Here is a 21,134-nt window from a genome sequence, read left to right as displayed (position 1 = left end):
CCCTGGCTGGCGCTGGGCACGCTGCCCGCCGCGGTACTGGCCGGCACGGCCGGCGCGCCGACCGCCTGTGCCACGGCCGCCGGAGTGGCCGGTGCGGCCTTCTCCTTGCCCCACTCCATCCACAGCAGCGCGGCCACCATCAGCCAGGCGAAGATCAGGAACGTGCGGGTCTGGTTCATGGGCAGGCAGGCTCGGCCGGCGTCGGGTCAGGACGCGGAATCGGTGGATGGGGAAGCGGCCGGCATTGTGCCGGGCGCGGGAGTCGCGGGCAATTCAACACCGCCCTGAGATGCGGGCAGTTCGGGTGGGCGCAAGGCACCGGCGCGCTTGAGCAGGCCGAGGAAGGCGGCGCGCAGGGCGTTGGCGTCGCACTGCGATGCGCCGGGACGGGCGACCACGACATAGTCGCCCGCGGCCAGTCTGGCCCGCTGCAGGCGGAAGGTGTCGCGCAGCACGCGCTTGATGCGGTTGCGGCCGACCGCACGCGGATCGACCTTGCGTGAAACCGCCAGCCCCAGGCGTGACGCCTCCACGGACGGGGGCCGCACGCCCTCTTCGCCTGCGCCAGCACTGTCCGGTGGCACGGACTGCCAATGCAGCGCAAGCACGGGCAGCGCCACACGCCGGCCGTGCTTGAAGATGCGGTCGAAGTCGGAACGCGCGCGGACCCGCGCGGTACGCGGGTAGCGGTTCAGCGCCATCGGGCGTCTACGGCCACGCGAGGCGGCCGGAGTCAGTCTGCGCTCAGGCGCAGAGACGCTTGCGGCCCTTGGCGCGGCGGCGGGCGAGGACCTTGCGGCCATCGGCGGTCGCCATGCGGGCACGGAAGCCGTGGTCGCGCTTGCGCTTGAGGTTGCTGGGCTGGTAAGTGCGCTTGGTGGCCATTGATCGGCTCTGCGTTTATGCGGGAAAAGACTTGGGAGGATAACGCGCAGCCGCACTCTGGTCAACCCAAACCGACCGTCGTCCCGGATCAGCCACGGCGCTGCGCACGCCGGCCGGTGGCCTGCGACAATGATACCTCTCTTTAGTGTCCCGTTCAGCCGGCCACGGCCAAGCTGCACGGGTTTTGTTCGTCCGACACCGCTTGGCGCCCCCGGCGCCGCCCCTCCCACGGGACCCGCATGACCGACACTTCGCCCATCGTCCGCCTGCGCGACATCCGCCTTGAACGCGGCGGGCGCGCGATCCTGCGCGACATCAACCTCGACGTCCCGCGCGGGCAGGTGGTGGCGGTGCTGGGCCCGTCGGGCAGCGGCAAATCGACCCTGCTGTCGGCGCTGACCGGGCAACTGGTGCCGGCGGCCGGCACGGTCGAGGTGCTGGGCCGCGCCGTGCCGCGTGGCGAGCGCGAACTGCTGGCCCTGCGTCGCGGCATCGGCGTGCTGTTGCAGGGCAATGGCCTGCTCACCGACCTGACCGCTGCCGAGAACGTGGGCCTGCCGCTGCGCACCCACACCGAGTTGCCGGAACCGGTGATCCGCCGGCTGGTGCTGATGAAGCTGCACGCCGTGGGCCTGCAGGCCGCCGCCGACGCCTACCCGCGCGAACTCTCCGGCGGCATGGCCCGGCGCGTGGCGCTCGCCCGCGCGCTGGCGCTGGACCCGCCGCTGATGATCTATGACGAGCCCCTGACCGGCCTGGATCCGATCGCCAGCGGCGTGGTCATGGACCTGGTGCGCCGGCTCAACGACACCCTCGGCCTGACCAGCATCGTGGTCACCCACCACGTGCACGAGACCCTGCCGGTGGCCGACCAGGCCATCGTCATCGCCAACGGCGGGATCGTGTTCGCCGGCACCCCGGCCGAACTGGAAGCCAGCGACGACCCGTTCGTGCGCCAGTTCCTGAAGGGCGAACCCGACGGCCCGATCGCCTTCGACGCCGCGCCGCGCACCCCGGAGGCCGCATGATGACCGTCCACGCCCCCCACGCCATGGAGCGCCGCTGATGCCGTTCGCCGCCGCGACCCGCGCCCTGGGCCAGGCCGGGCTGTTCACCCTGTCCGTATTCCGCGCCTCCAAGCCGACCCTCGACTTCTGGCGCGAACTGACCCGCGAGATCTACAAGATCGGTGCGCGTTCGCTGCCGATCATTGCCGTTGGTGGCGCGTTCGTCGGTCTTGTCCTGACACTGCAGGGCTACCGGACGCTCGCCACCTTCGGTGCCAGCAACTCGCTGTCCACCCTGCTGGGCCTGTCGCTGTACCGCGAACTGGGCCCGGTGCTGACCGCACTGCTGTTCATCGGCCGCGCCGGCAGCTCCATCGCCGCCGAGCTGGGCCTGATGCGCGCCACCGACCAGATCACCGCGCTGGAGCTGATGGCCATCGACCCGGTGGGCAAGGCCGTGGCGCCGCGCTTCTGGGCGGCGGTGCTGAGCGTGCCGCTGCTGACCGGTTTCTTCTGCAGCTTCGCCATCGCCGCCAGCTACCTGGAAGCGGTGCACGTGATCGGCCTGGACGCCGGCTACTTCTGGCCGGCGCTGAAGGACAACGTCGATTTCGTCGACGATTTCCTCGTCTCGCTGCTGAAGTCGGCGGTATTCGGCGCTACCGCGGCGCTGACCGCGGCCTTCGTCGGCTTCCACGCCGAACCGACCATCGAGGGCACCTCGGTGGCGACCACGCGCGCGGTGGTCAACGCCTCGCTGCTGGTGCTGATGCTGAACTTCGTCATGTCGGCGCTGCTGTTCAAATGAGCCGCGCCTTCGCCCCCCGTTCCGTTATCCGTGCGCGCACCGTTGCGCGCGTTCGCAAGGTGATCCACCCATGAGCTCACGCAGTCCCCGTATCGAATTCGCCGTCGGCGCCTTCCTGCTGCTGGCCCTGGCCTCGCTGATGGTGCTCGCGGTGGCCTCCACCAACGGCAAGTGGGGCTTCGGCAGCGACAGCTACCCGCTGACCGCCCGCTTCACCACCATCGGCGCGCTGCGTCCCAACGCCCCGGTCAAGGTCGGCGGCGTGGCCATCGGCCAGGTCGCGAAGATCGAGCTGGACCCGGTCAAGTTCGACTCGGTGGTGACCCTGTCGATCAACAGCCGCTACAAGGACCTGCCGTCCGACACCGCGGCCAGCATCCTGACCAGCGGCCTGCTGGGCGAGAGCTACATCAACCTCGCCCCGGGCGGCGATCCGGAAACGCTCAAGCCCGGCGACGAGATCTACATGACCCAGGCCGCGGTGGACCTGATCCAGCTGGTGGGCAAGTACATGTTCAGCGGCGGTGGAGCCAAGGCCGGCGACAATGCGGCGCAATCGACCGAAGGTGCCGGCGCCACGCCGGACTACCTGCAGGACGAAACCCCGACCCCCAAGGAATAACCCCAAGCCATGAAGCGCTCCTTCCTCACGATCGTCATCGCCTCGGCGCTGCTGACCGCGGCCCCGGCCTCGGTGTTCGCGCAGGCCAAGGCCGCTCCGGCCGCCACCGCGGCCAAGGCCGGCACCCCCAGCCAGCTGGTGCTCACCAACAGCACCCGCATCCTGACCACGCTGGAAGCCCGCCGCGGCGAGTTCACCAAGAACCGCGGCGCGCTGCGCGCGTTCGTGGCCAGCGAGTTCGACGCGCTGTTCGACCGCGACTACGCCGCCCGCCTGGTGCTGGGCGTGCACGGCCGCGGCGCCTCGGAGGCCGACATCAACGTGTTCGCCGACGCGCTGGCCGACAGCCTGATGCAGCGCTACGGCTCGTCGCTGCTGGACCTCAACGCCAAGCTGAAGGTGCGGGTGAAATCCGAGACCCCGCTGCGCGGCGGCGCCATCGTCAAGGTCTCCAGCGAGTACCTGCGCCAGGGCGCCGAGCCGGTGCCGGTGGACTACCTGATGCGCAAGGTGGGCTCGGAGTGGAAGGCGTTCGACGTAATGGTCGAAGGCGTGAGCTTCGTGCAGACCTTCCGCAACCAGTTCGACGCGCCGCTCAAGCGCAAGCCGATCCCGCAGGTGGCCGCCGACATCAAGGCCGGCAAGCTGCAGGCCACGGCCGACTGATCATGACCGCCCAGGACGACCACGGCGCGGCCACCCTGCGCCGCGACGACGGGGCGCTGGTGTTTGCCGGCGTGCTGACCCGGGACGCGGTCGCCGCGCTGTGGCGGCAGGCGTTGCCGCTGCTGACCGGCGCCCGCCACCTGGACCTGGCCGCGGTGGAACGCGTGGACAGTGCCGGACTGGCGCTGCTGGCGGAGCTGGCCGCGCGCATCGAAGGCGCCACCGTCGTCGGCTTGCCCGATGGCCTCGGCGACCTGCGCACCGCGTACCGCCTGGATGATGCGCTGGCGTTTGCGCGCTGACGCCGCACACAGCATTCCGCCGGTGGCAGCAGTGAGCGCTGCCCTGCACCGACGCCTGCCACTACACTGAGCCCATGCGCGCATACGGACCTGCCCCCCTCCTCGTTGCCTCCCTGGCCCTGCTGGTCGCCACGTTGGCGCCGGTGTCGGCACAGCAGGTGCTGACCCCGCTCAGTGCCCGCCAGGCCAAGGCCTACCGCGACTGCATGGCCGCGGCCGGCGAACGCGCGGAGGCGGCACTGGAGTGCCTGCGCCGTGCCGAGGGCGATGCGCCCGCCGAGCCGCTGCCGGAAAAGCCGATCCCGGCCGAACCCACGCCCGCCGAACCGGTACCGACCGAACCTGCTCCTGCCGAGCCCGTGGCCGTGGAGCCGGCGCCCAGCGAGCCTGTGCCGGCGGAACCGGTGCCGGCCAGCGCGGACGACGCCGGCGCGGTGCCGCCGGCCGATGCGCGCACCGACGCCGAACGCGACTTCGACTCGCTGTACGGCAACGGCCAGCCCTACAACCCGGTCGCCGACCCGACCCTGCCGCCGCCGGCCAACGTGGGCACCGCCTACGACCCGTGGGAGCGCTACAACCGCTCCATGCACCGCTTCAACAACGCGGTGGACCGCAGCGTGGCGAGGCCGCTGGCGCGCGCCTACGTGCGCGCAGTGCCGCGGCCGGTGCGCCTGGGCGTGAGCAACTTCTTCAACAACCTCGGCCAACCGGTATCGGCGGTCAACGCGTTGCTGCAGGGCAAGCCGGCGCAGGCCGCGCACTCGCTGGGCCGGTTCGTGGTCAATTCCACGCTGGGCATCGCCGGCATCTTCGACCCGGCCAGCGACGCCAAGCTGGACAACCGCCGCGAGGACTTCGGCCAGACCCTGGGCGTGTGGGGCTGGAAGCGCTCGCGCTACGTGGAGCTTCCCCTGTTCGGGCCGCGCACACTGCGCGATACCTTCGGCATGGTGGCCGACGCGCCGCTCAGCCCGGTGCGCGGCATCGAGGAAGACAAGGTGCGCGTGGGCCTGCAGGGCCTGCAGCTGGTGGACGTGCGCGCGCAGCTGCTGTCGGTGGACAGCCTGCGCGAAGGCGCCGAGGACGATTACGCCCTGGTGCGCGACGCGTGGATGCAGCGCCGCGACTACCAGATCTTCGGCGACCGCCAGCTCGACAGCGACGACACGCTGCCGGACTACCTCAAGGACGACAACAACCCGATCGTGCCGGTGGATGCGATGCCGGTGATGCCGACCGACGGCAGTAACTGAGCGCGGCGCCGCCGCGGCATCGGGTTCGAGCGGTCAGTCCTCGTCGACCTCTTCGGCGCCCACGCCGAGCAGGCGCTGGCTGTCCTCCTGCGGCAACGCCTCGACCTCACGCAGTTTGCGGGTAAGCACCCGCGTCCGGCGCCCGGTTTCGTCGATCTTGTTGCTCGCCTCGTCGAGCTTCTTCTTGACCCCGTCGAGCACGACGCCGAACTTGCCGAACTCGGTCTTGACCGCGCCCAGCGTGCGCCACACCTCGCTGGAGCGCTCCTGGATGGCCAGCGTGCGGAAGCCCATCTGGAAACTGGTCATCAACGCCAGCAGCGTGGTCGGGCCCGCCACCGCGATGCGCTGGTCGCGTTGTAGCGCCTCGACCACGCCCGGCCGGCGCAGCACTTCGGCGTACAGGCCCTCGGTGGGCAGGAACAGGATCGCGAATTCGGTGGTGTGCGGGGCGGCGATGTACTTCTCGCGGATGCGCGTGGCTTCGAGCCGGACCCGGCGCTCCATCGCGTCGCCGGCGACACGTGCCGCCTCGATGTCGCCGCGCTCCTGCGCGTCCAGCAGCCGCTCGTAGTCCTCGCGCGGGAACTTCGCGTCGATCGGCAACCACACCGGCGCATCCGTGCTGGAGCCCGGGAAACGCACCGCGAATTCCACGCGCTCGCTGCTGCCCGGCACGGTGGCCACGTTGGCGGCGTACTGGTCGGGGGCGAACACCTGCTCCAACAGGCCCGCCAGTTGCACCTCACCAAACACGCCGCGCGATTTCACGTTGGTCAACACGCGTTGCAGGCCGCCGACGTCGGCGGCCAGTTTGTTCATGTCGCCCAGGCCCTGGTGCACCTGCGCCAGCATCTGGGTGACGTTGCCGAAGCTCTCGGTCAGGCGCGTCTCCAGCGTCGCATGCAGCTTCTCGTCGACGGTGGCGCGCATCTGTTCCAGCTTGGCCGCGTTGTCGGTTTGCAGCTCGCGCAACTTCTGTTCCAGCGTGGCGCGCATTTCACCGATGCGCAGTTCGTTGCGCGCGGTCAGTTCCTGCAGGCGTTGCGACAGGCCTTCGGCGTGGCGCTGTTGCTGCTCGGCCACTTCGGTGCGGAAACGGTGTGCGTCCTCGATGGCGGCGGTGCGTGCCTTCAGCGCATCGTCGGCCAGCGCCTCACGCAGCACGTCCAGGCGCGCATCGGTGCGCGTGCTCAGCTCGGTGAGGCGGGCGTCGGTGCGGGTGGTGAAATCGGTCAGGCGCGCGCCGAACCCTTCGATGCGCTGCTCCTGCTGAGCCGACAGGCTGTCCAATTGCTGGCGCAGCTCCCCGCGGCCGCCACGTTGTTCCTCGCGCAGTGCCTGCTCCAGACGTTCGCGCAGGGTCGCCAGCGCGGCGTCGGGCCGGCGCAGCAGCAGCACCACCAGCAGGACGATCGCCACCGCAACGGCGACCAGCAACAGGACCAGCAACAGGGAGATATCGGGCATGGCGCCAGTGTAGCCGCCCGCGTCGCGGCGGTTGAGACTGGCAGCGGGTGCGATGCGGGCGACAGGCGGTCCGGCCTGGTGCGCCGGGGATGCTGCAAGGAAGGTCGAGGAGTATCGTCGGCACCACCTACCCAGGCTTGAGGGAGACGCGGCATGACGCACACCGGTTCCTGCCACTGCGGGCAGGTAAAGTTCGAGGTCGACGGCGAGATCACCGGCGCGCTCGCCTGCAACTGCTCGATCTGCCAGCGCAAGGGCTCGCTGCTGTGGTTCGTGCCGCGCGAGCAGCTGCGCGTCACCGCGGGCGACGACGTACTGGCGACGTACACCTTCAACCGGCATGTGATCAAACACCGCTTCTGCCCGACCTGCGGCATGCACCCGTTCGGCGAGGGCACCGACCCCAAGGGCAACGCGGTGGCGGCGATCAACATCCGCTGCCTGGAGGACATCGACCTCGACGCGGTGCCGGTGCAGCACTACGACGGCCGGTCGAAGTAGGCGGGATGGCCATGGTCGATCTGGCGCAGCTTCCGCTCGAAGGCCATTGCACGTGCGGCGTGGTGCGCTATCGCCTCGACGCCATGCCGCTGGTGGTGCACGCCTGCCACTGCCGTTGGTGCCAGCGTGAGACCGGCAGTGCATTCGCGCTCAATGCCATGGTGGAAACCGATCGCGTGGCCGTGCTGCAGGGTGCGCCGGAAGCGGTGCCGGTGCCGTCGGCAAGCGGCAAAGGCCAGCGCATCATGCGCTGCCCGCAGTGCCGAGTGGCGCTGTGGAGCCACTACCCCGGTGGTGGCGAGGCGATCGCCTTCGTTCGCGTCGGCACGCTCGACACGCCCGACGCACTGCCGCCGGACGTCCACATCTACACCGCCTCGAAATTGCCGTGGCTGGTGCTGCCGGCCAACGCGCGCGCCTTCGCCGAATTCTACGACCTGCGGGTGGAGTGGTCGGCGGAGGCGCTGCAGCGCTACCGCGACGCAAAGGCACGCTTCACGCCGTCCGCCTGAGCGATCAGTCCAGCACGCGGCAGAACACCGCCTTGAGGTAGCGCGATTCCGGCACTTGGGCGAGCCACGGGTGGTCGGCGCCGGCGCCGGCGACCTTGAGCACCTGCACGGTGCGGCCGGAGTAGAACGCCGCGCGGCGCAGCATGTCGAGGAACTGGTCCTCGCTGACTAGCCCGGTGCACGAGAACGTGGCGAACAGGCCGCCGGGCTTGACCACGCTCAGCGCCAGCTTGTTCATGTCCAGGTACTTCTTCAATGCCGGGATGACCTGTTCGCGGTCGCGGGTCATCTTGGCCGGGTCGAGGATCACCACGTCGAAGAAATCGCCACGGTTACCGGCGTCGCGCAGCCACGGGAAGATGTCGGCCTGCACGAACTTCACCTGCGCTCCGTTGAGCTTGGCGTTGCCGCGGGCGATGTCGATCACGTCCTGGTCGATGTCGATGCCGACCACTTCCTCGGCCCCGCCCTTGGCCTTGGCGTACACGCCGAAACCGCCGGTGTTGCAGCACAGGTCGAGCACCCGCTTGCCCGCCACCTGGCGCGACAGCCACTCGCGGTTCTCGCGCTGGTCGGCGAAGAAGCCGGTCTTGTGCGCGCCGGCCGGGTCAGCGCGGAACTTCACGCCGTATTCGGTGATGACCGCCGGCGGCACCGGATCGCTGCCGCGGTAGTCGAACGACTCCTGCTTCTGCACGTGTTCCTCGGCGAAGCTGTAGAAGCGGCAGCTAGGGAACTGCGCGCGCAGGGCGTCGAAGATCCACTCGCGGTGGCGGAACATGCCGGCGCTGAAGAACTCAACCACCAGCAGGTCGCCGTAGCGGTCCACCACCAGCCCGGACAGGCCGTCGCCTTCGCTGTGCACCACACGCCAGGCATCGCTGACTTCGTCCAGCTTCAGCACGTCGCGGCGCAGCGACACCGCTTCGGCGATCTTGCGCGCAAACCAGGCCGCGTCCACCGGGATGTTGCGGTCGGCCTCGAGGATGCGCACGGCGATGCGCGAATGGCCGTTGTAGAAGCCACGTCCGATCCAGTCGCCGTCCACGCCCAGCACGTCGACGATGGCCCCGGGCTTGGGGCGCTGCGCGGGCTTGTCGACCAGGCGCTGGAAGATCCAGGGATGGGTGGACTTCCACGCGTTCTTGAGGCGAACGGTGGGGACTTCGGCGTGGGGATCGCGGTTCATCCGCCCATTGTACCGGGCCGCGGCGGCGGGATTTGCCGCGCGGCGGGCACTGGTTTAGGCTGGTGGATCGAAGGGGAGTAGCTCCCTCACGCCGCGACCGTCATTACGAGCCTCCCGCTCCGGTCCGTCGGCAACCCGCCCGGGTTGCGAGCAAGACCTTCGCCGATCGCGGCGAAGGTGCGTCCATCCGTCCTCCGCCGCAGCCCCGAAGCCTGCTTGCGAGGACTTAGCATGACCACCATCGGTACCCCCCTGCTGTGGGGCGGATTCGCCGCCATCATCGCCATCGCCCTGCTCGTCGACCTGGTGCTGATGCGCCACGGCGGCCCGCACCGCGTCACCTTCCGCGAGGCCCTGCTGTGGAGCATCGGCTGGGTCGCGCTGGCGCTGCTGTTCAACCTCGGCCTGTGGTGGTACGTCAGCGACCAGGCCGGCGCGGCGGAAGGCCAGCGCGTGGCCCTGGAGTTCCTCACCGGCTACCTGGTGGAGAAGTCGCTGGCGGTCGACAACATCTTCGTGTTCCTGATGCTGTTCACCTACTTCGCGGTGCCGGAGGAGCAGCGGCAGAAGGTGCTGGTGATCGGCGTGCTGGGCGCGATCGTGCTGCGCGCGCTGATGATCTTCGCCGGCGCGATGCTGCTGGCGAAGTTCCACTGGATCCTCTACGTGTTCGGCGTGTTCCTGCTGGTAACCGGCGTGAAGATGCTGTGGTTCGCCGGCAAGGAGCCGGACCTGGAGCGCAACCCGCTGCTGCGCTGGATGCGCGGGCACCTGCCGCTCACCGCCGACTACCGCGGCAACCGCCTGGCGGTGCGCGAGGCGGGCGTGCTGCGCTTCACCCCGCTGTTCCTGGTGGTGGTGCTGATCGGCATCACCGACGTGATCTTCGCGGTGGACAGCATCCCGGCGATCTTCGCCATCACCACCGACCCGTTCATCGTGCTGACCTCCAACGTGTTCGCGGTGCTGGGCCTGCGCGCGATGTTCTTCCTGCTCGCCGGCATGGCCAACCGCTTCCACCTGCTGCCGTACGGCCTGGCGCTGGTGCTGATGTTCATCGGCAGCAAGATGCTGCTGGTCGACGTGGTGAAGATCCCGCTGCCGGTGTCGTTGGGCGTGGTGGTCGCGGTGATCGGTGCGACGGTGGCGTTCAGCCTGCGCTTCCCGCCGCGCCTGCCGCCGGCGGGGTGATTGCGTGACGTCGGCCCACGCCCGCCTTGCAAATGGCGAACGCGCCGCCACGTGATTGAACATGCACCTGCCTACGCCCGACCACCCGCTCGACACCCCCGCCCAACGCGCCGCCGACCGGCGGCGGCTGGTGCGGGCGCTCAATGCCAGCCTCGCGTTCGTGCTGCTGCTGGTCGCCGTGTTCGCCGCGCAGGGCCAGTTCGATGTGGCGCGCTGGTCGGTCACCCCGGGGTCGCTGGCGGGCCTGGCCGGGCTGGCGACGGCGCCGGTGTTGCATGGCTCGCTGGAGCACCTGGCCGCCAATGCGATCTCCCTGCTGCTGCTGGGGACGCTGGCGGGTGCGGTGTATCCGCGGGCCACGCTGCCGGCGCTGCCGCTGCTGTGGCTGGGGTCGGGGCTGGGCGCGTGGCTGCTGGGGGCCCCGGGTACGCATCACCTCGGGGCCAGCGGGCTGACCCACGGGCTGATGTTTCTGGTCTTCGTACTGGGCGTGCTGCGCCGCGACCGGCCCTCGATCGCGGCGGCCATGATCGCCTTCCTGCTGTACGGCGGCATGCTGCTGACGGTGCTGCCGCGCGAGGCCGGCGTGTCGTGGCAATCGCACCTGGGCGGCGCGGTGGCTGGCGTGATCGCCGCGCTGCTGCTGCGCCACCGCGATCCGCTGCCGCCGCGAAAGCGCTACAGCTGGGAAGAAGAAGATGCGTTGGCCATCGCCGAGACGGATCCGCTGGAGCCCCCCCGGCCCAGCGAGGTGCCCGTGCTTTGGAACCGCCCCGGCGGCGCTTCCAACGGCGGCGAAGTGCTCCCGTTCCGTCGGCCGGACTCCTGAATCACCCTCGGGTTGTTAAATCCTTGTTGACTTTGCTGAATGTGCCCATTCACGATTGCGCGCCCCATTCCAGGGGTGATCTTTCGGGTTTGGAGACCCTGCCATGAACAAGATGCTCGCTTCCTCCGCCGTGCTCGCCTTCGCCGCCCTCTCGGCCCCCGCCTTCGCTGCTGACGACGCCCACGGCTTCGTCCGCGCCGAACTCGGCACCACCTACCTCACCCTCGAGGGCGAAGAAGGCGACGACAACAGCTACAGCCTGCGAGGCGGTTACTTCTTCAACAAGAACATCGGCGTGGAAGGCTTCTACACGTCGTACGGCAGCGACGCCGAGAACGGCGTTTCGGTCGACGTCGATGGCATCGGCCTGGGCGTGGTCGGCAAGACCCACTTCGGCACCGACGCCGACACCGGCTTCTTCCTGCAGGGCCGCGCCGGCGCGGTCCGCGTCAACACCGACTTTGCCGTCTCCGGCCTGGGCCGCGCTTCGGAGAAGAAGACCAAGCCGTACATCGGCGTGGGCGCCGGTTACGACTTCACCCCGGCGTTCGGCCTGAGCTTGAACTACGACTACACCAAGCCGAATGCATTCGACACCGACATGAAGCTGGAAACCTTCACCTTCGGTGGTGAGTTCCGCTTCTGATCGTCGCTGCCGCGATGACGACGACGGCCACCTCCGGGTGGCCGTTTTCGTTCGAAGGGATGAAACGTTTGGCGGAACAGGCACACGTGCTAGCGTGCGCGCTGTCCTCCGGTGGAGCCCTCCATGCCAAGGCCGTGCGTTGGCTGGTCCCGTCGACTTTGTGCGCAGGCCCGCCTCGGCGCGGTAGTGGCTTTGTTGGTGCTGTCCGCAGGATGCCGGCGGGACCACGACAACGCCGCGACCCGCGCGGCCCAGGCCCGGATCGAAGCCGACGTCCGCCGCTTGGCCGACGATGTGATGGAAGGACGCGAGGCCGGCACGCGTGGCCATGCACGCGCGGCAGCCTACGTGGCTGCGCGCTTCCGGCAACTGGGGCTGATTCCAGCAGGCGATAAGGGTGGCTACCTGCAGCACGTGCCGCTGTTGCGGGCCGTTCGCAGGCGCGACGGGGCCGCGCTGGTCCTGCATCGCGACGGCAGTGACCACGCCTTCGCCTTCGCCGACGAGTTCCTGCCGGCGCCGGACTTCAATCGTGCATCCAGCACGGTCACCGCACCGGCAGTGTTCGTCGGCCAAGGGGTGCAGGCGCCAGAGACCGGGCATGACGATTTCGATGGCCTGGACTTGCGTGGCCGGATCGCAGTGGTGCTCGGTGGCGCACCGGCACGGCTCGGGCCAGATGCACGCGCCTTCCACGGGTCGCTGCGTCGCAAGCTGGAGCTGCTGGTCGCACGGGGCGCAGTGGGCGCGGTCCTGGTCAGTACGCGCGGTGACGAAGCCCAGCGGCCCTGGCGCCAGATCGCCGCGGCATGGGCGCGCCCGGCCTTGCGGCTGCGCTGCACGACGGCCGAGTGCGGACGCGTCGGCGGTGCGATCGACGGGTTTGCGGAATTGCGCGCCGTCGCAGCCGTCAGCGCACAGGCGGCACCGCGCCTTTTTGCCGGCAGCGGGCACGACTATGACGCGCTGCTGGCGGCCGCGGATGCCGGCACGCTGCGCGGATTCTCCCTGCCGGGGACAATGACCTTGGGCACCCCCACCGACATCCGCCCGCTGGCATCGCCCAACGTGGTGGCGCGGCTGCCTGGCCGCGGCCTTCGCGCCGCAGACCACATCGTCTTCACGGCCCACCTCGACCACGTGGGCATCGGTGTGCCCGTGCACGGCGACGCGGTCTACAACGGCGCCCTGGACAACGCGCTCGGCGTGGCGGTGATGCTGGAAAGCGCACGCGAGCTGGCCCGCGCGCCCACTCCGCCGCAGCGTTCGCTGCTGTTCGTGGCCACCACCGCCGAGGAGGCGGGGCTGCTGGGGGCGGACTGGTTCGTGCGCCACCCACCGGTGCTGCCCGCAGCGCTGGTCGCCAACCTCAACCTCGACATGCCGCTGCTGCTGGCCCCTGCCGATGACGTCGTGCCGATCGGCAGCAGCCACTCCACGCTGCAGGCGACGGTCGAGGCGGCGGCGCGTGACGTCGGGGTGGGCCTGTCAGCCGACCCGGCACCAGAGCAGAGCATGTTCGTGCGCAGTGACCAGTACCCCTTCATTCGTGCCGGCATCCCCGCCGTGTACTTGGCCGGGGGCGTGGAAGGCGCGGGCTGGGGCGATGATCCGGAAGGGGCCGCCGACGCGTTCCTGCGCGAGCGTTACCACCGCCCCGGCGACGATGCCACGCAACCCATCCAATACGCGGATGCGGTGCGGTTGGCACGGCTCAACGCACGCATCGCGCTGCGTATCGCCGCCGCGCCGGAGCGGCCCCGCTGGAACGCGGGCGACTTCTTCGGCGAGCGCTTCGGGCAGCCGGTCAGTCGGCCGGGCGAGGCCATCGCTACCCCACGTTAGGCACAGGCGACGGTGCTTTCCCGCGGTTACCGTGATTCCCTCTTCATCCCCCACCAAACAGGACGTTCTCCATGACCCGTTGGTACTTCCACACCGGCAGCGACAGCACCCGCATCGGCCCGCTGGACGAGGCCGCCGCGCGCGAGCACGCGCAGCGCAACCCGTCGGCGTTCTGCTGGCGCGAAGGCTTCAGCGAATGGCGCCCGGTGCGCGACGTGGCCGAGTTGCGCGACACCGCGCCGGACCTGCCCGAGCACCTGCCGCCGCCGGCTGCGCGCAGCGCGGGCTCCAGCAGGCGCAGCGACGACATCGACTACCGCATCGTCGGCAACGACATGCCCTTCGTCGAGGTTGAGCTGGATCCGGGCGAAAGCGCCATCGCCGAAGCCGGCGCGCTGATGTACAAGGACGCCAGCGTGCAGATGGACACGGTGTTCGGCGACGGCTCGCACAGCGGCCAGGGCGGCGGTTTCATGGACAAGCTGCTCTCCGCCGGCAAGCGCGTGCTCACCGGCGAGAGCCTGTTCACCACGATGTTCACCCACACCGGCACCGGCAAGGCGCACGTGGCGTTCGCCGCGCCCTACCCCGGCACGGTGGTGGCGATGAAGCTGGATGAGCACGGCGGTCGCCTGATCTGCCAGAAGGACAGCTTCCTGGCCGGCGCGCGCGGCGTGTCGGTCGGCATCCACCTGCAGCGCAAGATCCTCACCGGCCTGTTCGGTGGCGAGGGCTTCATCATGCAGAAGCTGGAAGGCGACGGCTGGGTGTTCGTGCACGCCGGCGGCACGCTGGTCGAGCGCGAGCTCAAGGCCGGCGAGCGCCTGGACGTGGACACCGGCTGCGTGGTCGGGTTCCACGACACGGTGCAGATGGACGTGCGCGCGGTCGGCGGCATCAAGAGCATGCTGTTCGGCGGCGAAGGCGTGTTCCTGGCCACGCTGACCGGGCCGGGCAAGGTGTGGCTGCAGTCGCTGCCGTTCTCGCGCATGGCCGGGCGGATGCTCGCGGCCGCGCCGCAGGGTGGCGGGCAGAACCGCGGCGAGGGTTCCGTGCTCGGTGGGCTGGGGCGGATCCTCGACGGCGACAACAGCTTCTGAGGCGCGAAGCGGCCTGGACCTCGGGTTCTCCTCGCGTTTCGATTCCGCGGCGGCGGTTGCACTCGGTTGGGGTTGGGGCGGCTAAGCTGTCGCCCCGTCTTTCCATTGCCCTGGCTTGTCCATGACCCGCGCCCTCCGCCTGCGACCGCTGCTGCTCCTGCCCCTCGTCCTGCTGCTGGGCGCCTGCGGCGGCGACAACGTCAAGCCGACCCCGCCGGTCGCCACGCCGGTGACCCCGGTGCGTGTGCCGCCGCTGAAGGTTGGCATCGCCCTGGGCGGCGGCGCGGCCAAGGGCTTCGCCCACATCGGCGTGATCAAGATGCTGGAAGCCAACGGCATCCAGCCGGTGGTGGTGTCCGGCACCAGCGCCGGCAGCGTGGTCGGCGCGCTGTACGCCAGCGGCATGGACGCGTTCCAGATGCAGAAGGTCGCCTTCGCGCTGGACGAGGACCGCATCCGCGACGTCAGCCTGTTCTCCGGCGGCGTGATCAAGGGCCAGAAGCTGCAGGACTACGTCAACGAACTGGTCGCCCAGCGCAAGCTGGAGGCGATGAAGCGGCCGCTGGCCGTGGTCGCCACCCGGCTGGAGGACGGCAAGCGCACCGTGTTCGTGCGCGGCAACACCGGCCAGGCGGTGCGGGCGTCCAGCTCGATCCCGGGCGTGTTCGAGGCGGTGAAGATCGCCGGCAGCACCTACGTCGACGGCGGCGTGGTCAGCCCGGTGCCCGTGGATGCGGCGCGCGAGCTGGGCGCGGACTTCGTCATCGCGGTGGACATCTCCAGCAAGGCCGACGGCAAGGCGCCGGGCAGCCTGCTGGGCAACATCAACCAGTCGATCACGATCATGGGCCAGAAGCTGGGCGCGCTGGAGCTGGCCCGCGCCGACATCGTGCTGCAGCCCAAGGTGCTGGCCATCGGCGCGGCGGACTTCGAGCAGAAGAACACCGCGATCCTGGAAGGCGAACGCGCGGCGATGGCGGCGATGCCGCAGATCAAGGCCAAGCTGGCCCAGCTGCAGCAGGCGCGCGTGGCCGAGGCGCAGCGCAGGGCGCAGGTGAAGGCGACGCAGGATGCCGCCAAGGCCCAGGCTGACTGCGAAGCCCGACAGGGCACGATGGACAAGCTGCTGCGGCGCGAGGCGTGCGAGGCCAGTGCGCAGTAAGGCGCACCGCGCCGTCCGGAGTGCTCGACATCGACGGTATCACCGCCCCTGCCGGCATTTGCCGTCCCGGGCACTCCGTCGACCCGTTTCGCGCTTCAGCGTCCCGGCAGCGGCAAACCCCGGAACGCCTTCACCGTGCGCAGCACGAAGCTGGAATTCACGTCGGCCACGCCGGCCTGGTTGAGCAGCCGGTCCAGCAGGAAGCGGGAGAAGTGGTCCAGATCCTGCACCACCACGTGCAGCAGGTAGTCCATGTCGCCGGTCAGTGCATGGCAGGCGACGACTTCCTCCCATTGGTCGACAAAGGCGGCGAAGTCGCCCACCGCGGCGCGGTCATGCCGACCCAGCTGCACCCGCACGAAGGCCTGCAACCCCAGGCCGAGCCTCTCCGCGCTGACCTCGGCGCGGTAGCCGCTGATCACCCCCTCGCGCTCCAGCCGTTGCACCCGGCGCAGCGTCGCCGACGGCGAGAGGTGGACCCGCTCGGCCAGCTCGGCATTGCCCAAGCGGCCGTTGCGCTGCAGTTCGGCGAGCAGGGTGAGATCGATGCGGTCAAGGTCGAGGGCCGGCATGTTGGTGCGCGTTCAGTGCGGGTGACGCAATAATATTGTGCACAGAAGACCTTTCTGACAAGTTTTCCGCGTTCTTGCGCGAAGGCGCGCTTGATATTGCAACCCGATTGCGCGCCGACCACGTTAGCCTGAGTGACCAAGTCGACGCTCGCCTCCGGGACGTCGCGCCGATGCCCGCTGATCCGCCGGCCGCCCCTGTCCGCAAGGAACCCTCCATGACCCCGTCCACCCCCAACCGCGTCGAACACCAGCTCACCGACAAGGGATACGTGCCGGTGTACACCACCGCCGTGGTCGAGCAGCCGTGGTCGAGCTATTCGCAGGTGGACCACGACGTGTGGAAGACGCTGTTCGCGCGCCAGCAGGAGATCCTGGTTGGCCGCGCCAGCGACGAGTTCCTGCGCCAGCAGCGGGCGATGGGCATGACCCCGGACCGCATCCCGAAGTTCGACGAGCTCAACCGCGTGCTGCGTACGACCACCGGCTGGGAGCTGGTTGGCGTGGAAGGCCTGCTGCCCGAGCTCACCTTCTTCGACCACCTCGCCAACCGCCGCTTCCCGGTGACGTGGTGGATCCGCAAGCCCGAGCAGCTGGACTACCTGAGCGAGCCGGACCTGTTCCACGACCTGTTCGGCCACGTGCCGCTGCTGATGAACCCGGTGTTCGCCGACTACATGGCCGCCTACGGCCGCGGCGGGGTCAAGGCGCACGCCATCGGCCCGGAGGCGCTGGTCAACCTGACCCGCCTGTACTGGTACACGGTGGAGTTCGGCCTGATCAGGCAGGACGACGGCCTGCGCATCTACGGCAGCGGCATCGTGTCGTCGAAGGGCGAGTCCATCCACTGCCTGGAAAGCGCCGCGCCCAACCGCATCGGTTTCGACCTGGAGCGGATCATGCGCACCCGCTACCGCATCGACACCTACCAGAAGACCTACTTCGTCATCGACAGCTACGAGCAGTTGATGGAAGCGACCCGGCCGGACTTCACCCCGATCTACGCGAAGCTGGCACAGCAGGAGTCGATCCCGGCTGGCAGCGTGCTCGACACCGACACGGTGTTCCAGCGCGGCAGCGGCGAGGGCTGGCTGAGCGACGGCGACGTCTGACCGGTTCCGCCGCCGCGGCGGCGACCGCTAGACTGGGCTCCTGTTGACCAGCATGGACCCGGCATGCCCGACGCAAAGGTTTGGTGGCGCTGGTTGCGCCAATGGCGGCGCGAGCATCTGAAGCTCGACCGCTTCGAGGTCTTGCAGCACGTGGACGAAGGCGGGGCACTGGCCCCGCGCTATGCCTTCATGACGGTGATGTCCTGCGGCATCGCCACCTTGGGCCTGCTGCAGAACTCCGCGGCGGTGATCATTGGCGCGATGCTGATCTCGCCGCTGATGGGGCCGATCATCGAGCTGGGCATGTCGCTGGCCACGTTCGACTTCCGCAGCCTGCGCGCGGCACTGCGCACGCTGGCGGTGGGCGTGGCCATCGCGCTGGTGACATCGATGGTGCTGGTCGCGGTGTCTCCATTGCAGGAGGCCACCGGCGAGATCCTGGCGCGCACCGAACCGACCCTGTTCGACCTGCTGGTGGCGGTCTTTTCCGGCTTGGCCGGTGCTTACGCGACCGTGACCCGGAAGGGCGAGACCATCGTCGGCGTGGCAATCGCCACCGCGTTGATGCCGCCACTGGCGGTGGTCGGCTTCGGCGTGGCCACGGGCAACATGCACGTGGCCGGTGGCGCTTTCTTCCTGTTCATGACCAACCTGCTGGCGATCGCGCTGTCGGTCACCATCATGGCGCGCTGGTACGGCTTCGGCCGCGAGGACTCGCCGGAGCAGACCGCCTGGCAGGCCGGGCTGATCATCGGCACGTTCCTGGTGCTGTCGGTGCCGCTGGGACTCGCGTTGCGCGATATCGCCGCACGCGGCTTGGCCGAGCGCACGATTCGCACCACGCTGGACGAAGCCGCGCGCAAGGCTGGCGGGCGCATCAGCACGCTGCGGGTGGACCGCGACGGCGCACTGCTCGCGGTCGATGCGCTGCTGGTGACCCCGGTGCACAAACCGCAACTGGCGTCCGCACTGGAGGATGACCTGGAGCGGCAGCTCGGCCGACCGGTGCGGGTGGAACTGCGGGAAGTGCTGACCGCCGACGATGCGCGACTGGCGCGCGAGCAGGCGTCGATCGCGGAGCTGCGCGAGAGCGTCAAGCGGCTGCAGGGCGCGGCCGATCAGGATCGACAGGCGCGCGATGCACGACAGGCATTGCAGGCCCAGGTGCGGGAGCGTGGCGTGGCTTGGCTGGGCGCGCTGGAAGCGCTCGACGACGGGCAGCAGGTGCGCTGGCAGCTTGATGCGCGCGCCGGGCTCGACCTGGGGCGCGCGCGGGCCCTGGAGGCGTACCTGCGAGGAGGCGCCGGCGAACCGGCGGCGGCCAACGGCATTGAGGTGGTCCCCTCGCTGCAGGCGCTGCCCGGCATTGCCTTCGACGGCGACAACACGGCGCTGTCGGACGCGGCTCAGCGCGAGTTGGGGCTGGCACGTTGGGCCTTGCAGCGCTGGCGGGTAAGCAACGTGCAGATCGCCACCGGTGGTCGTGACGCGGCCCTGGCCACGACCCGCGCGCAGGCCGTGGCCCAGTGGCTGGGCACGCACGGAGTGCAGGCCGAGATCATGCACGAAGCGGAGCGTCCGGCCGGCTCGGTCGATCTGGTGCTGGCCGCGCTGTCGCCGCCGGCGCGCTGAGGCAGTCCACCCGGCGCCAAGGTCCCGCCTCCGCACCACCAGAACCCGCCGCCGTCGCCCGCGTCGCTCACGCGCGTGCCGCGAGCGGCTGCGGTCCGCGACGAGGCGCGGGGCGGTACTTGCGGTCCAGCCAGGCTTTGGCCACCAGCGCCAGCACCAACGGACCGAACCAGGCGGCGTAGTACAGCGCGCTGCCGCTCACCGCCGGCAACAGCTTCGGCAGGCCGATGCTCAAGAACGCGATGTGGGTCGCCACGGCATTGCCGAGCATCGCGGTGTAGTGCTCGGTGCGCCACCACAGCGGGCGCGCGGCCAGCGTCTCGCGGCGCAGGCGCTTGCGCACCATGTCCGCGCCCACCACCAAGCCCACGGCGGAGAAGCCGACCAGCAGCGGCACGCCCTTGGCCAGGCCCAAGGCCAGCACCCCGGCGCCGGCGAGGAAGCTGGCCACGCCCAGCGTCACGAACACCGGGCCGGTGTAACGGACGACGTCCGCGCGGTCGCGCACCGCGCGCCACGCGCTCCACACCGCCGCCGCGGTGATCACCAGCAGATAGCCGAGGAACGCGGCCGCCACCACGCGACCCTCAAGCCACTTGCCCACCGCGAGCGCCCCGCCGCTGGCCACGATCCCCGCCATCGCCAGCAGGTAGACCTGGCCGACGCGGCGATGCAGGGTACTGCCCTTGCGGGCGAATGCAGCGGTCCAGAACGCCGCGAGTGCGACGGTGCCGACGCCGGCGTGGGCGACGGCGAGGGCGGGATACGCGGCCAGCAGGGCGGCGGTCGGGGACATGGCACGGCTCCGGATTGGGACATGCACAGGCTGCTCGCACGGCCACACGCACCCCAGTTCCCGAAGTCACCACCTCGCCCTGCCGGAAGTCACTTTCTTCGCGTCAGCCATTGCCGTGGCGCCACGGCCACCGCAGCATGCGTGCATGCCTCCTGCCCTGCGCCACCTCCTGCAGCCGCTGAACCTGGCGGGCCTGTCCACACTGGCCGCGCTTGGGCTGACCCTGCGCTGGGTGGCGCCGGAGCGGCAGGCGCCGGCATTCGCGCTGCTGGTGGCGTTCGCGCTCGCACTGGTGGTGCGCGATCTGGTCGAGCATCGGCGGCCGCGGCTGGCCCTTGCCTTGCTGTGGACGATGCCGCCGTTGGCCTTGGCGCTGCTGGCCCTGGCACCGCGCCTGGGCACGCCGCAGGTCCTGCTGGTGGTGTGGGTGGGGGTGGCCGCCTATATCTTGCCGATGCGCACCGCGTTGCTGGCGACGCTGGCGGCCAACGCGATCGCGTACTTCATCGTGCGCCAGGGCGGCCACGAGGCACCGCTGGTCATGACCCTGCTGTACCTGGGCTTCCAGGCCTTCGCGGCACTGACCTCGCACTACGCCACCACCGCCGAGCGTGCGCGCGACGCCCTCGCCCGGGTCAACGCTGACTTGCTTGCCACCCGCGCGCTGCTGGCCGACAGCGCCCGCGACAGCGAACGCCTGCGCGTGGCACGCGAACTGCACGACGTGGCCGGGCACAAGCTCACCGCATTGACCCTCAACCTGCGCGCACTCGCCGCCAACCCCGCCTTCGCCGACCGGCGCGAACTGGCGGTCGCCCAGCAGATGGCGGGCGAGCTGATGGGTGACCTGCGCAACGTCGTGCAGCAACTGCGTGACAGCCGCGGCCTGGATCTGGCCACGGCGCTGCGCGCGCTCGCCGCCCCGCTGCCGCGCCCCGCGCTGCAGCTGGCGATCGACGACGACGTGCGCATCGGCGACGCCGCCGTGGCCGATACCGTGCTGCGGGTGGTGCAGGAAGCGCTGACCAACAGTG

23 protein-coding genes and 1 pseudogene are annotated in these 21,134 nt (G+C 70.0%); 17 read left to right on the top strand and 7 right to left on the bottom strand.

What is annotated here, in order from left to right; translation table 11 throughout:
- The 3 genes and pseudogenes from N800_RS15965 to rpmH form a co-directional block, all read right to left on the bottom strand.
- Positions 1–179: pseudogene (locus tag N800_RS15965) on the bottom strand (membrane protein insertase YidC); the annotation flags it as partial.
- Between the two features lie 27 nt (positions 180–206).
- Positions 207–701 carry a ribonuclease P protein component gene (gene rnpA / locus N800_RS13445; protein ID WP_036139663.1) on the bottom strand — a complete coding sequence of 165 codons (495 nt, stop codon included), beginning with the start codon at positions 699–701 and terminating at the stop codon, positions 207–209.
- 43 nt (positions 702–744) lie between these two features.
- Positions 745–885 carry a 50S ribosomal protein L34 gene (gene rpmH / locus N800_RS13440; protein WP_036139660.1) on the bottom strand — a complete coding sequence of 47 codons (141 nt, stop codon included), beginning with the start codon at positions 883–885 and terminating at the stop codon, positions 745–747.
- A gap of 239 nt (positions 886–1,124) precedes the next feature.
- Here rpmH and N800_RS13435 point away from each other — a divergent pair, with 239 nt between their 5' ends.
- From N800_RS13435 to N800_RS13410, 6 genes are all read left to right on the top strand, one after another.
- Positions 1,125–1,913, top strand: coding sequence for an ABC transporter ATP-binding protein (locus N800_RS13435; RefSeq protein ID WP_036139658.1), 789 nt, complete (start codon positions 1,125–1,127; stop codon positions 1,911–1,913).
- Positions 1,914–1,950: 37 nt separating this feature from the next.
- A complete protein-coding gene (locus N800_RS13430; protein ID WP_036139656.1) occupies positions 1,951–2,700 on the top strand; it encodes an MlaE family lipid ABC transporter permease subunit in 750 nt (249 codons plus the stop codon).
- A gap of 70 nt (positions 2,701–2,770) precedes the next feature.
- On the top strand, positions 2,771–3,322 hold the full coding sequence (mlaD, locus tag N800_RS13425; protein ID WP_052108262.1) for an outer membrane lipid asymmetry maintenance protein MlaD: 552 nt from the start codon (positions 2,771–2,773) through the stop codon (positions 3,320–3,322).
- A 9-nt stretch (positions 3,323–3,331) separates the two neighbouring features.
- A complete protein-coding gene (locus N800_RS13420; protein ID WP_036139653.1) occupies positions 3,332–3,988 on the top strand; it encodes an MlaC/ttg2D family ABC transporter substrate-binding protein in 657 nt (218 codons plus the stop codon).
- A gap of 2 nt (positions 3,989–3,990) precedes the next feature.
- Positions 3,991–4,290: an STAS domain-containing protein gene (locus N800_RS13415; RefSeq protein ID WP_036139649.1), complete on the top strand. Its 300-nt coding sequence runs from the start codon at positions 3,991–3,993 to the stop codon at positions 4,288–4,290.
- 74 nt (positions 4,291–4,364) lie between these two features.
- The gene (locus tag N800_RS13410; protein WP_052108261.1) at positions 4,365–5,546 is read left to right on the top strand and encodes an MlaA family lipoprotein; all 1,182 of its coding nucleotides are present in this window, start codon (positions 4,365–4,367) and stop codon (positions 5,544–5,546) included.
- 33 nt (positions 5,547–5,579) lie between these two features.
- On the opposite strand, the gene N800_RS13405 is transcribed toward N800_RS13410, so the two are convergent.
- Positions 5,580–7,016: a DNA recombination protein RmuC gene (locus tag N800_RS13405; protein ID WP_036139647.1), complete on the bottom strand. Its 1,437-nt coding sequence runs from the start codon at positions 7,014–7,016 to the stop codon at positions 5,580–5,582.
- A gap of 153 nt (positions 7,017–7,169) precedes the next feature.
- Here N800_RS13405 and N800_RS13400 point away from each other — a divergent pair, with 153 nt between their 5' ends.
- Both N800_RS13400 and N800_RS13395 read left to right on the top strand, forming a co-directional pair.
- A complete protein-coding gene (locus N800_RS13400) occupies positions 7,170–7,517 on the top strand; it encodes a GFA family protein (RefSeq protein ID WP_036139644.1) in 348 nt (115 codons plus the stop codon).
- Between the two features lie 5 nt (positions 7,518–7,522).
- Positions 7,523–8,029, top strand: a complete 507-nt coding sequence (locus N800_RS13395) for a GFA family protein (RefSeq protein WP_232227669.1) — start codon at positions 7,523–7,525, stop codon at positions 8,027–8,029.
- A 4-nt stretch (positions 8,030–8,033) separates the two neighbouring features.
- On the opposite strand, the gene N800_RS13390 is transcribed toward N800_RS13395, so the two are convergent.
- On the bottom strand, positions 8,034–9,218 hold the full coding sequence (locus tag N800_RS13390) for a class I SAM-dependent rRNA methyltransferase (RefSeq protein WP_036139639.1): 1,185 nt from the start codon (positions 9,216–9,218) through the stop codon (positions 8,034–8,036).
- A 231-nt stretch (positions 9,219–9,449) separates the two neighbouring features.
- Here N800_RS13390 and N800_RS13385 point away from each other — a divergent pair, with 231 nt between their 5' ends.
- The 6 genes from N800_RS13385 (at position 9,450) to N800_RS13360 (ending at position 15,991) form a co-directional block, all read left to right on the top strand.
- Complete coding sequence (locus tag N800_RS13385) at positions 9,450–10,409, top strand: TerC family protein (protein WP_036139637.1); 960 nt, start codon at positions 9,450–9,452, stop codon at positions 10,407–10,409.
- 61 nt (positions 10,410–10,470) lie between these two features.
- Complete coding sequence (locus N800_RS13380) at positions 10,471–11,238, top strand: rhomboid family intramembrane serine protease (protein WP_036139634.1); 768 nt, start codon at positions 10,471–10,473, stop codon at positions 11,236–11,238.
- Between the two features lie 103 nt (positions 11,239–11,341).
- Complete coding sequence (locus tag N800_RS15455) at positions 11,342–11,884, top strand: outer membrane beta-barrel protein (protein WP_052108260.1); 543 nt, start codon at positions 11,342–11,344, stop codon at positions 11,882–11,884.
- Between the two features lie 186 nt (positions 11,885–12,070).
- On the top strand, positions 12,071–13,729 hold the full coding sequence (locus N800_RS13370) for a M20/M25/M40 family metallo-hydrolase (protein WP_198032555.1): 1,659 nt from the start codon (positions 12,071–12,073) through the stop codon (positions 13,727–13,729).
- 71 nt (positions 13,730–13,800) lie between these two features.
- Positions 13,801–14,829: a TIGR00266 family protein gene (locus N800_RS13365; RefSeq protein ID WP_036139631.1), complete on the top strand. Its 1,029-nt coding sequence runs from the start codon at positions 13,801–13,803 to the stop codon at positions 14,827–14,829.
- Between the two features lie 121 nt (positions 14,830–14,950).
- Complete coding sequence (locus N800_RS13360) at positions 14,951–15,991, top strand: patatin-like phospholipase family protein (protein WP_036139629.1); 1,041 nt, start codon at positions 14,951–14,953, stop codon at positions 15,989–15,991.
- A gap of 95 nt (positions 15,992–16,086) precedes the next feature.
- Here N800_RS13360 and N800_RS13355 read toward each other — a convergent pair whose 3' ends face one another.
- Positions 16,087–16,563, bottom strand: coding sequence for an Lrp/AsnC family transcriptional regulator (locus N800_RS13355; RefSeq protein WP_036139626.1), 477 nt, complete (start codon positions 16,561–16,563; stop codon positions 16,087–16,089).
- 215 nt (positions 16,564–16,778) lie between these two features.
- On the opposite strand from N800_RS13355, the gene phhA reads away from it, so the two are divergent.
- Both phhA and N800_RS13345 read left to right on the top strand, forming a co-directional pair.
- Positions 16,779–17,672 (top strand): phenylalanine 4-monooxygenase, encoded by an 894-nt coding sequence (gene phhA / locus N800_RS13350; RefSeq protein ID WP_036139625.1) that lies wholly within the window; start codon positions 16,779–16,781, stop codon positions 17,670–17,672.
- Positions 17,673–17,735: 63 nt separating this feature from the next.
- The gene (locus tag N800_RS13345; protein ID WP_052108258.1) at positions 17,736–19,304 is read left to right on the top strand and encodes a TIGR00341 family protein; all 1,569 of its coding nucleotides are present in this window, start codon (positions 17,736–17,738) and stop codon (positions 19,302–19,304) included.
- Positions 19,305–19,371: 67 nt separating this feature from the next.
- Here N800_RS13345 and N800_RS13340 read toward each other — a convergent pair whose 3' ends face one another.
- On the bottom strand, positions 19,372–20,100 hold the full coding sequence (locus tag N800_RS13340; protein ID WP_036139623.1) for a hypothetical protein: 729 nt from the start codon (positions 20,098–20,100) through the stop codon (positions 19,372–19,374).
- Between the two features lie 145 nt (positions 20,101–20,245).
- On the opposite strand from N800_RS13340, the gene N800_RS13335 reads away from it, so the two are divergent.
- A partial coding sequence (locus N800_RS13335; protein WP_036139621.1) for a sensor histidine kinase occupies positions 20,246–21,134 on the top strand: 889 nt, incomplete at its 3' end.

This window comes from Lysobacter daejeonensis GH1-9 (assembly GCF_000768355.1).
Taxonomy (GTDB): domain Bacteria; phylum Pseudomonadota; class Gammaproteobacteria; order Xanthomonadales; family Xanthomonadaceae; genus Aerolutibacter; species Aerolutibacter daejeonensis.
Note: the sequence above shows the minus strand (reverse complement) of the source record. Positions and strands in the feature narration are given on the sequence as shown.

Bases quoted from the DNA above. Each gene is read 5' to 3' on its own strand.
- rnpA (WP_036139663.1), bottom strand. From the start codon at position 701: ATGGCGCTGAACCGCTACCCGCGTACCGCGCGGGTCCGCGCGCGTTCC.
- rpmH (WP_036139660.1), bottom strand. From the start codon at position 885: ATGGCCACCAAGCGCACTTACCAGCCCAGCAACCTCAAGCGCAAGCGC.
- N800_RS13435 (WP_036139658.1), top strand. From the start codon at position 1,125: ATGACCGACACTTCGCCCATCGTCCGCCTGCGCGACATCCGCCTTGAA.
- N800_RS13430 (WP_036139656.1), top strand. From the start codon at position 1,951: ATGCCGTTCGCCGCCGCGACCCGCGCCCTGGGCCAGGCCGGGCTGTTC.
- mlaD (WP_052108262.1), top strand. From the start codon at position 2,771: ATGAGCTCACGCAGTCCCCGTATCGAATTCGCCGTCGGCGCCTTCCTG.
- N800_RS13420 (WP_036139653.1), top strand. From the start codon at position 3,332: ATGAAGCGCTCCTTCCTCACGATCGTCATCGCCTCGGCGCTGCTGACC.
- N800_RS13415 (WP_036139649.1), top strand. From the start codon at position 3,991: ATGACCGCCCAGGACGACCACGGCGCGGCCACCCTGCGCCGCGACGAC.
- N800_RS13410 (WP_052108261.1), top strand. From the start codon at position 4,365: ATGCGCGCATACGGACCTGCCCCCCTCCTCGTTGCCTCCCTGGCCCTG.
- N800_RS13405 (WP_036139647.1), bottom strand. From the start codon at position 7,016: ATGCCCGATATCTCCCTGTTGCTGGTCCTGTTGCTGGTCGCCGTTGCG.
- N800_RS13400 (WP_036139644.1), top strand. From the start codon at position 7,170: ATGACGCACACCGGTTCCTGCCACTGCGGGCAGGTAAAGTTCGAGGTC.
- N800_RS13395 (WP_232227669.1), top strand. From the start codon at position 7,523: ATGGCCATGGTCGATCTGGCGCAGCTTCCGCTCGAAGGCCATTGCACG.
- N800_RS13390 (WP_036139639.1), bottom strand. From the start codon at position 9,218: ATGAACCGCGATCCCCACGCCGAAGTCCCCACCGTTCGCCTCAAGAAC.
- N800_RS13385 (WP_036139637.1), top strand. From the start codon at position 9,450: ATGACCACCATCGGTACCCCCCTGCTGTGGGGCGGATTCGCCGCCATC.
- N800_RS13380 (WP_036139634.1), top strand. From the start codon at position 10,471: ATGCACCTGCCTACGCCCGACCACCCGCTCGACACCCCCGCCCAACGC.
- N800_RS15455 (WP_052108260.1), top strand. From the start codon at position 11,342: ATGAACAAGATGCTCGCTTCCTCCGCCGTGCTCGCCTTCGCCGCCCTC.
- N800_RS13365 (WP_036139631.1), top strand. From the start codon at position 13,801: ATGACCCGTTGGTACTTCCACACCGGCAGCGACAGCACCCGCATCGGC.
- N800_RS13360 (WP_036139629.1), top strand. From the start codon at position 14,951: ATGACCCGCGCCCTCCGCCTGCGACCGCTGCTGCTCCTGCCCCTCGTC.
- N800_RS13355 (WP_036139626.1), bottom strand. From the start codon at position 16,563: ATGCCGGCCCTCGACCTTGACCGCATCGATCTCACCCTGCTCGCCGAA.
- phhA (WP_036139625.1), top strand. From the start codon at position 16,779: ATGACCCCGTCCACCCCCAACCGCGTCGAACACCAGCTCACCGACAAG.
- N800_RS13345 (WP_052108258.1), top strand. From the start codon at position 17,736: ATGCCCGACGCAAAGGTTTGGTGGCGCTGGTTGCGCCAATGGCGGCGC.
- N800_RS13340 (WP_036139623.1), bottom strand. From the start codon at position 20,100: ATGTCCCCGACCGCCGCCCTGCTGGCCGCGTATCCCGCCCTCGCCGTC.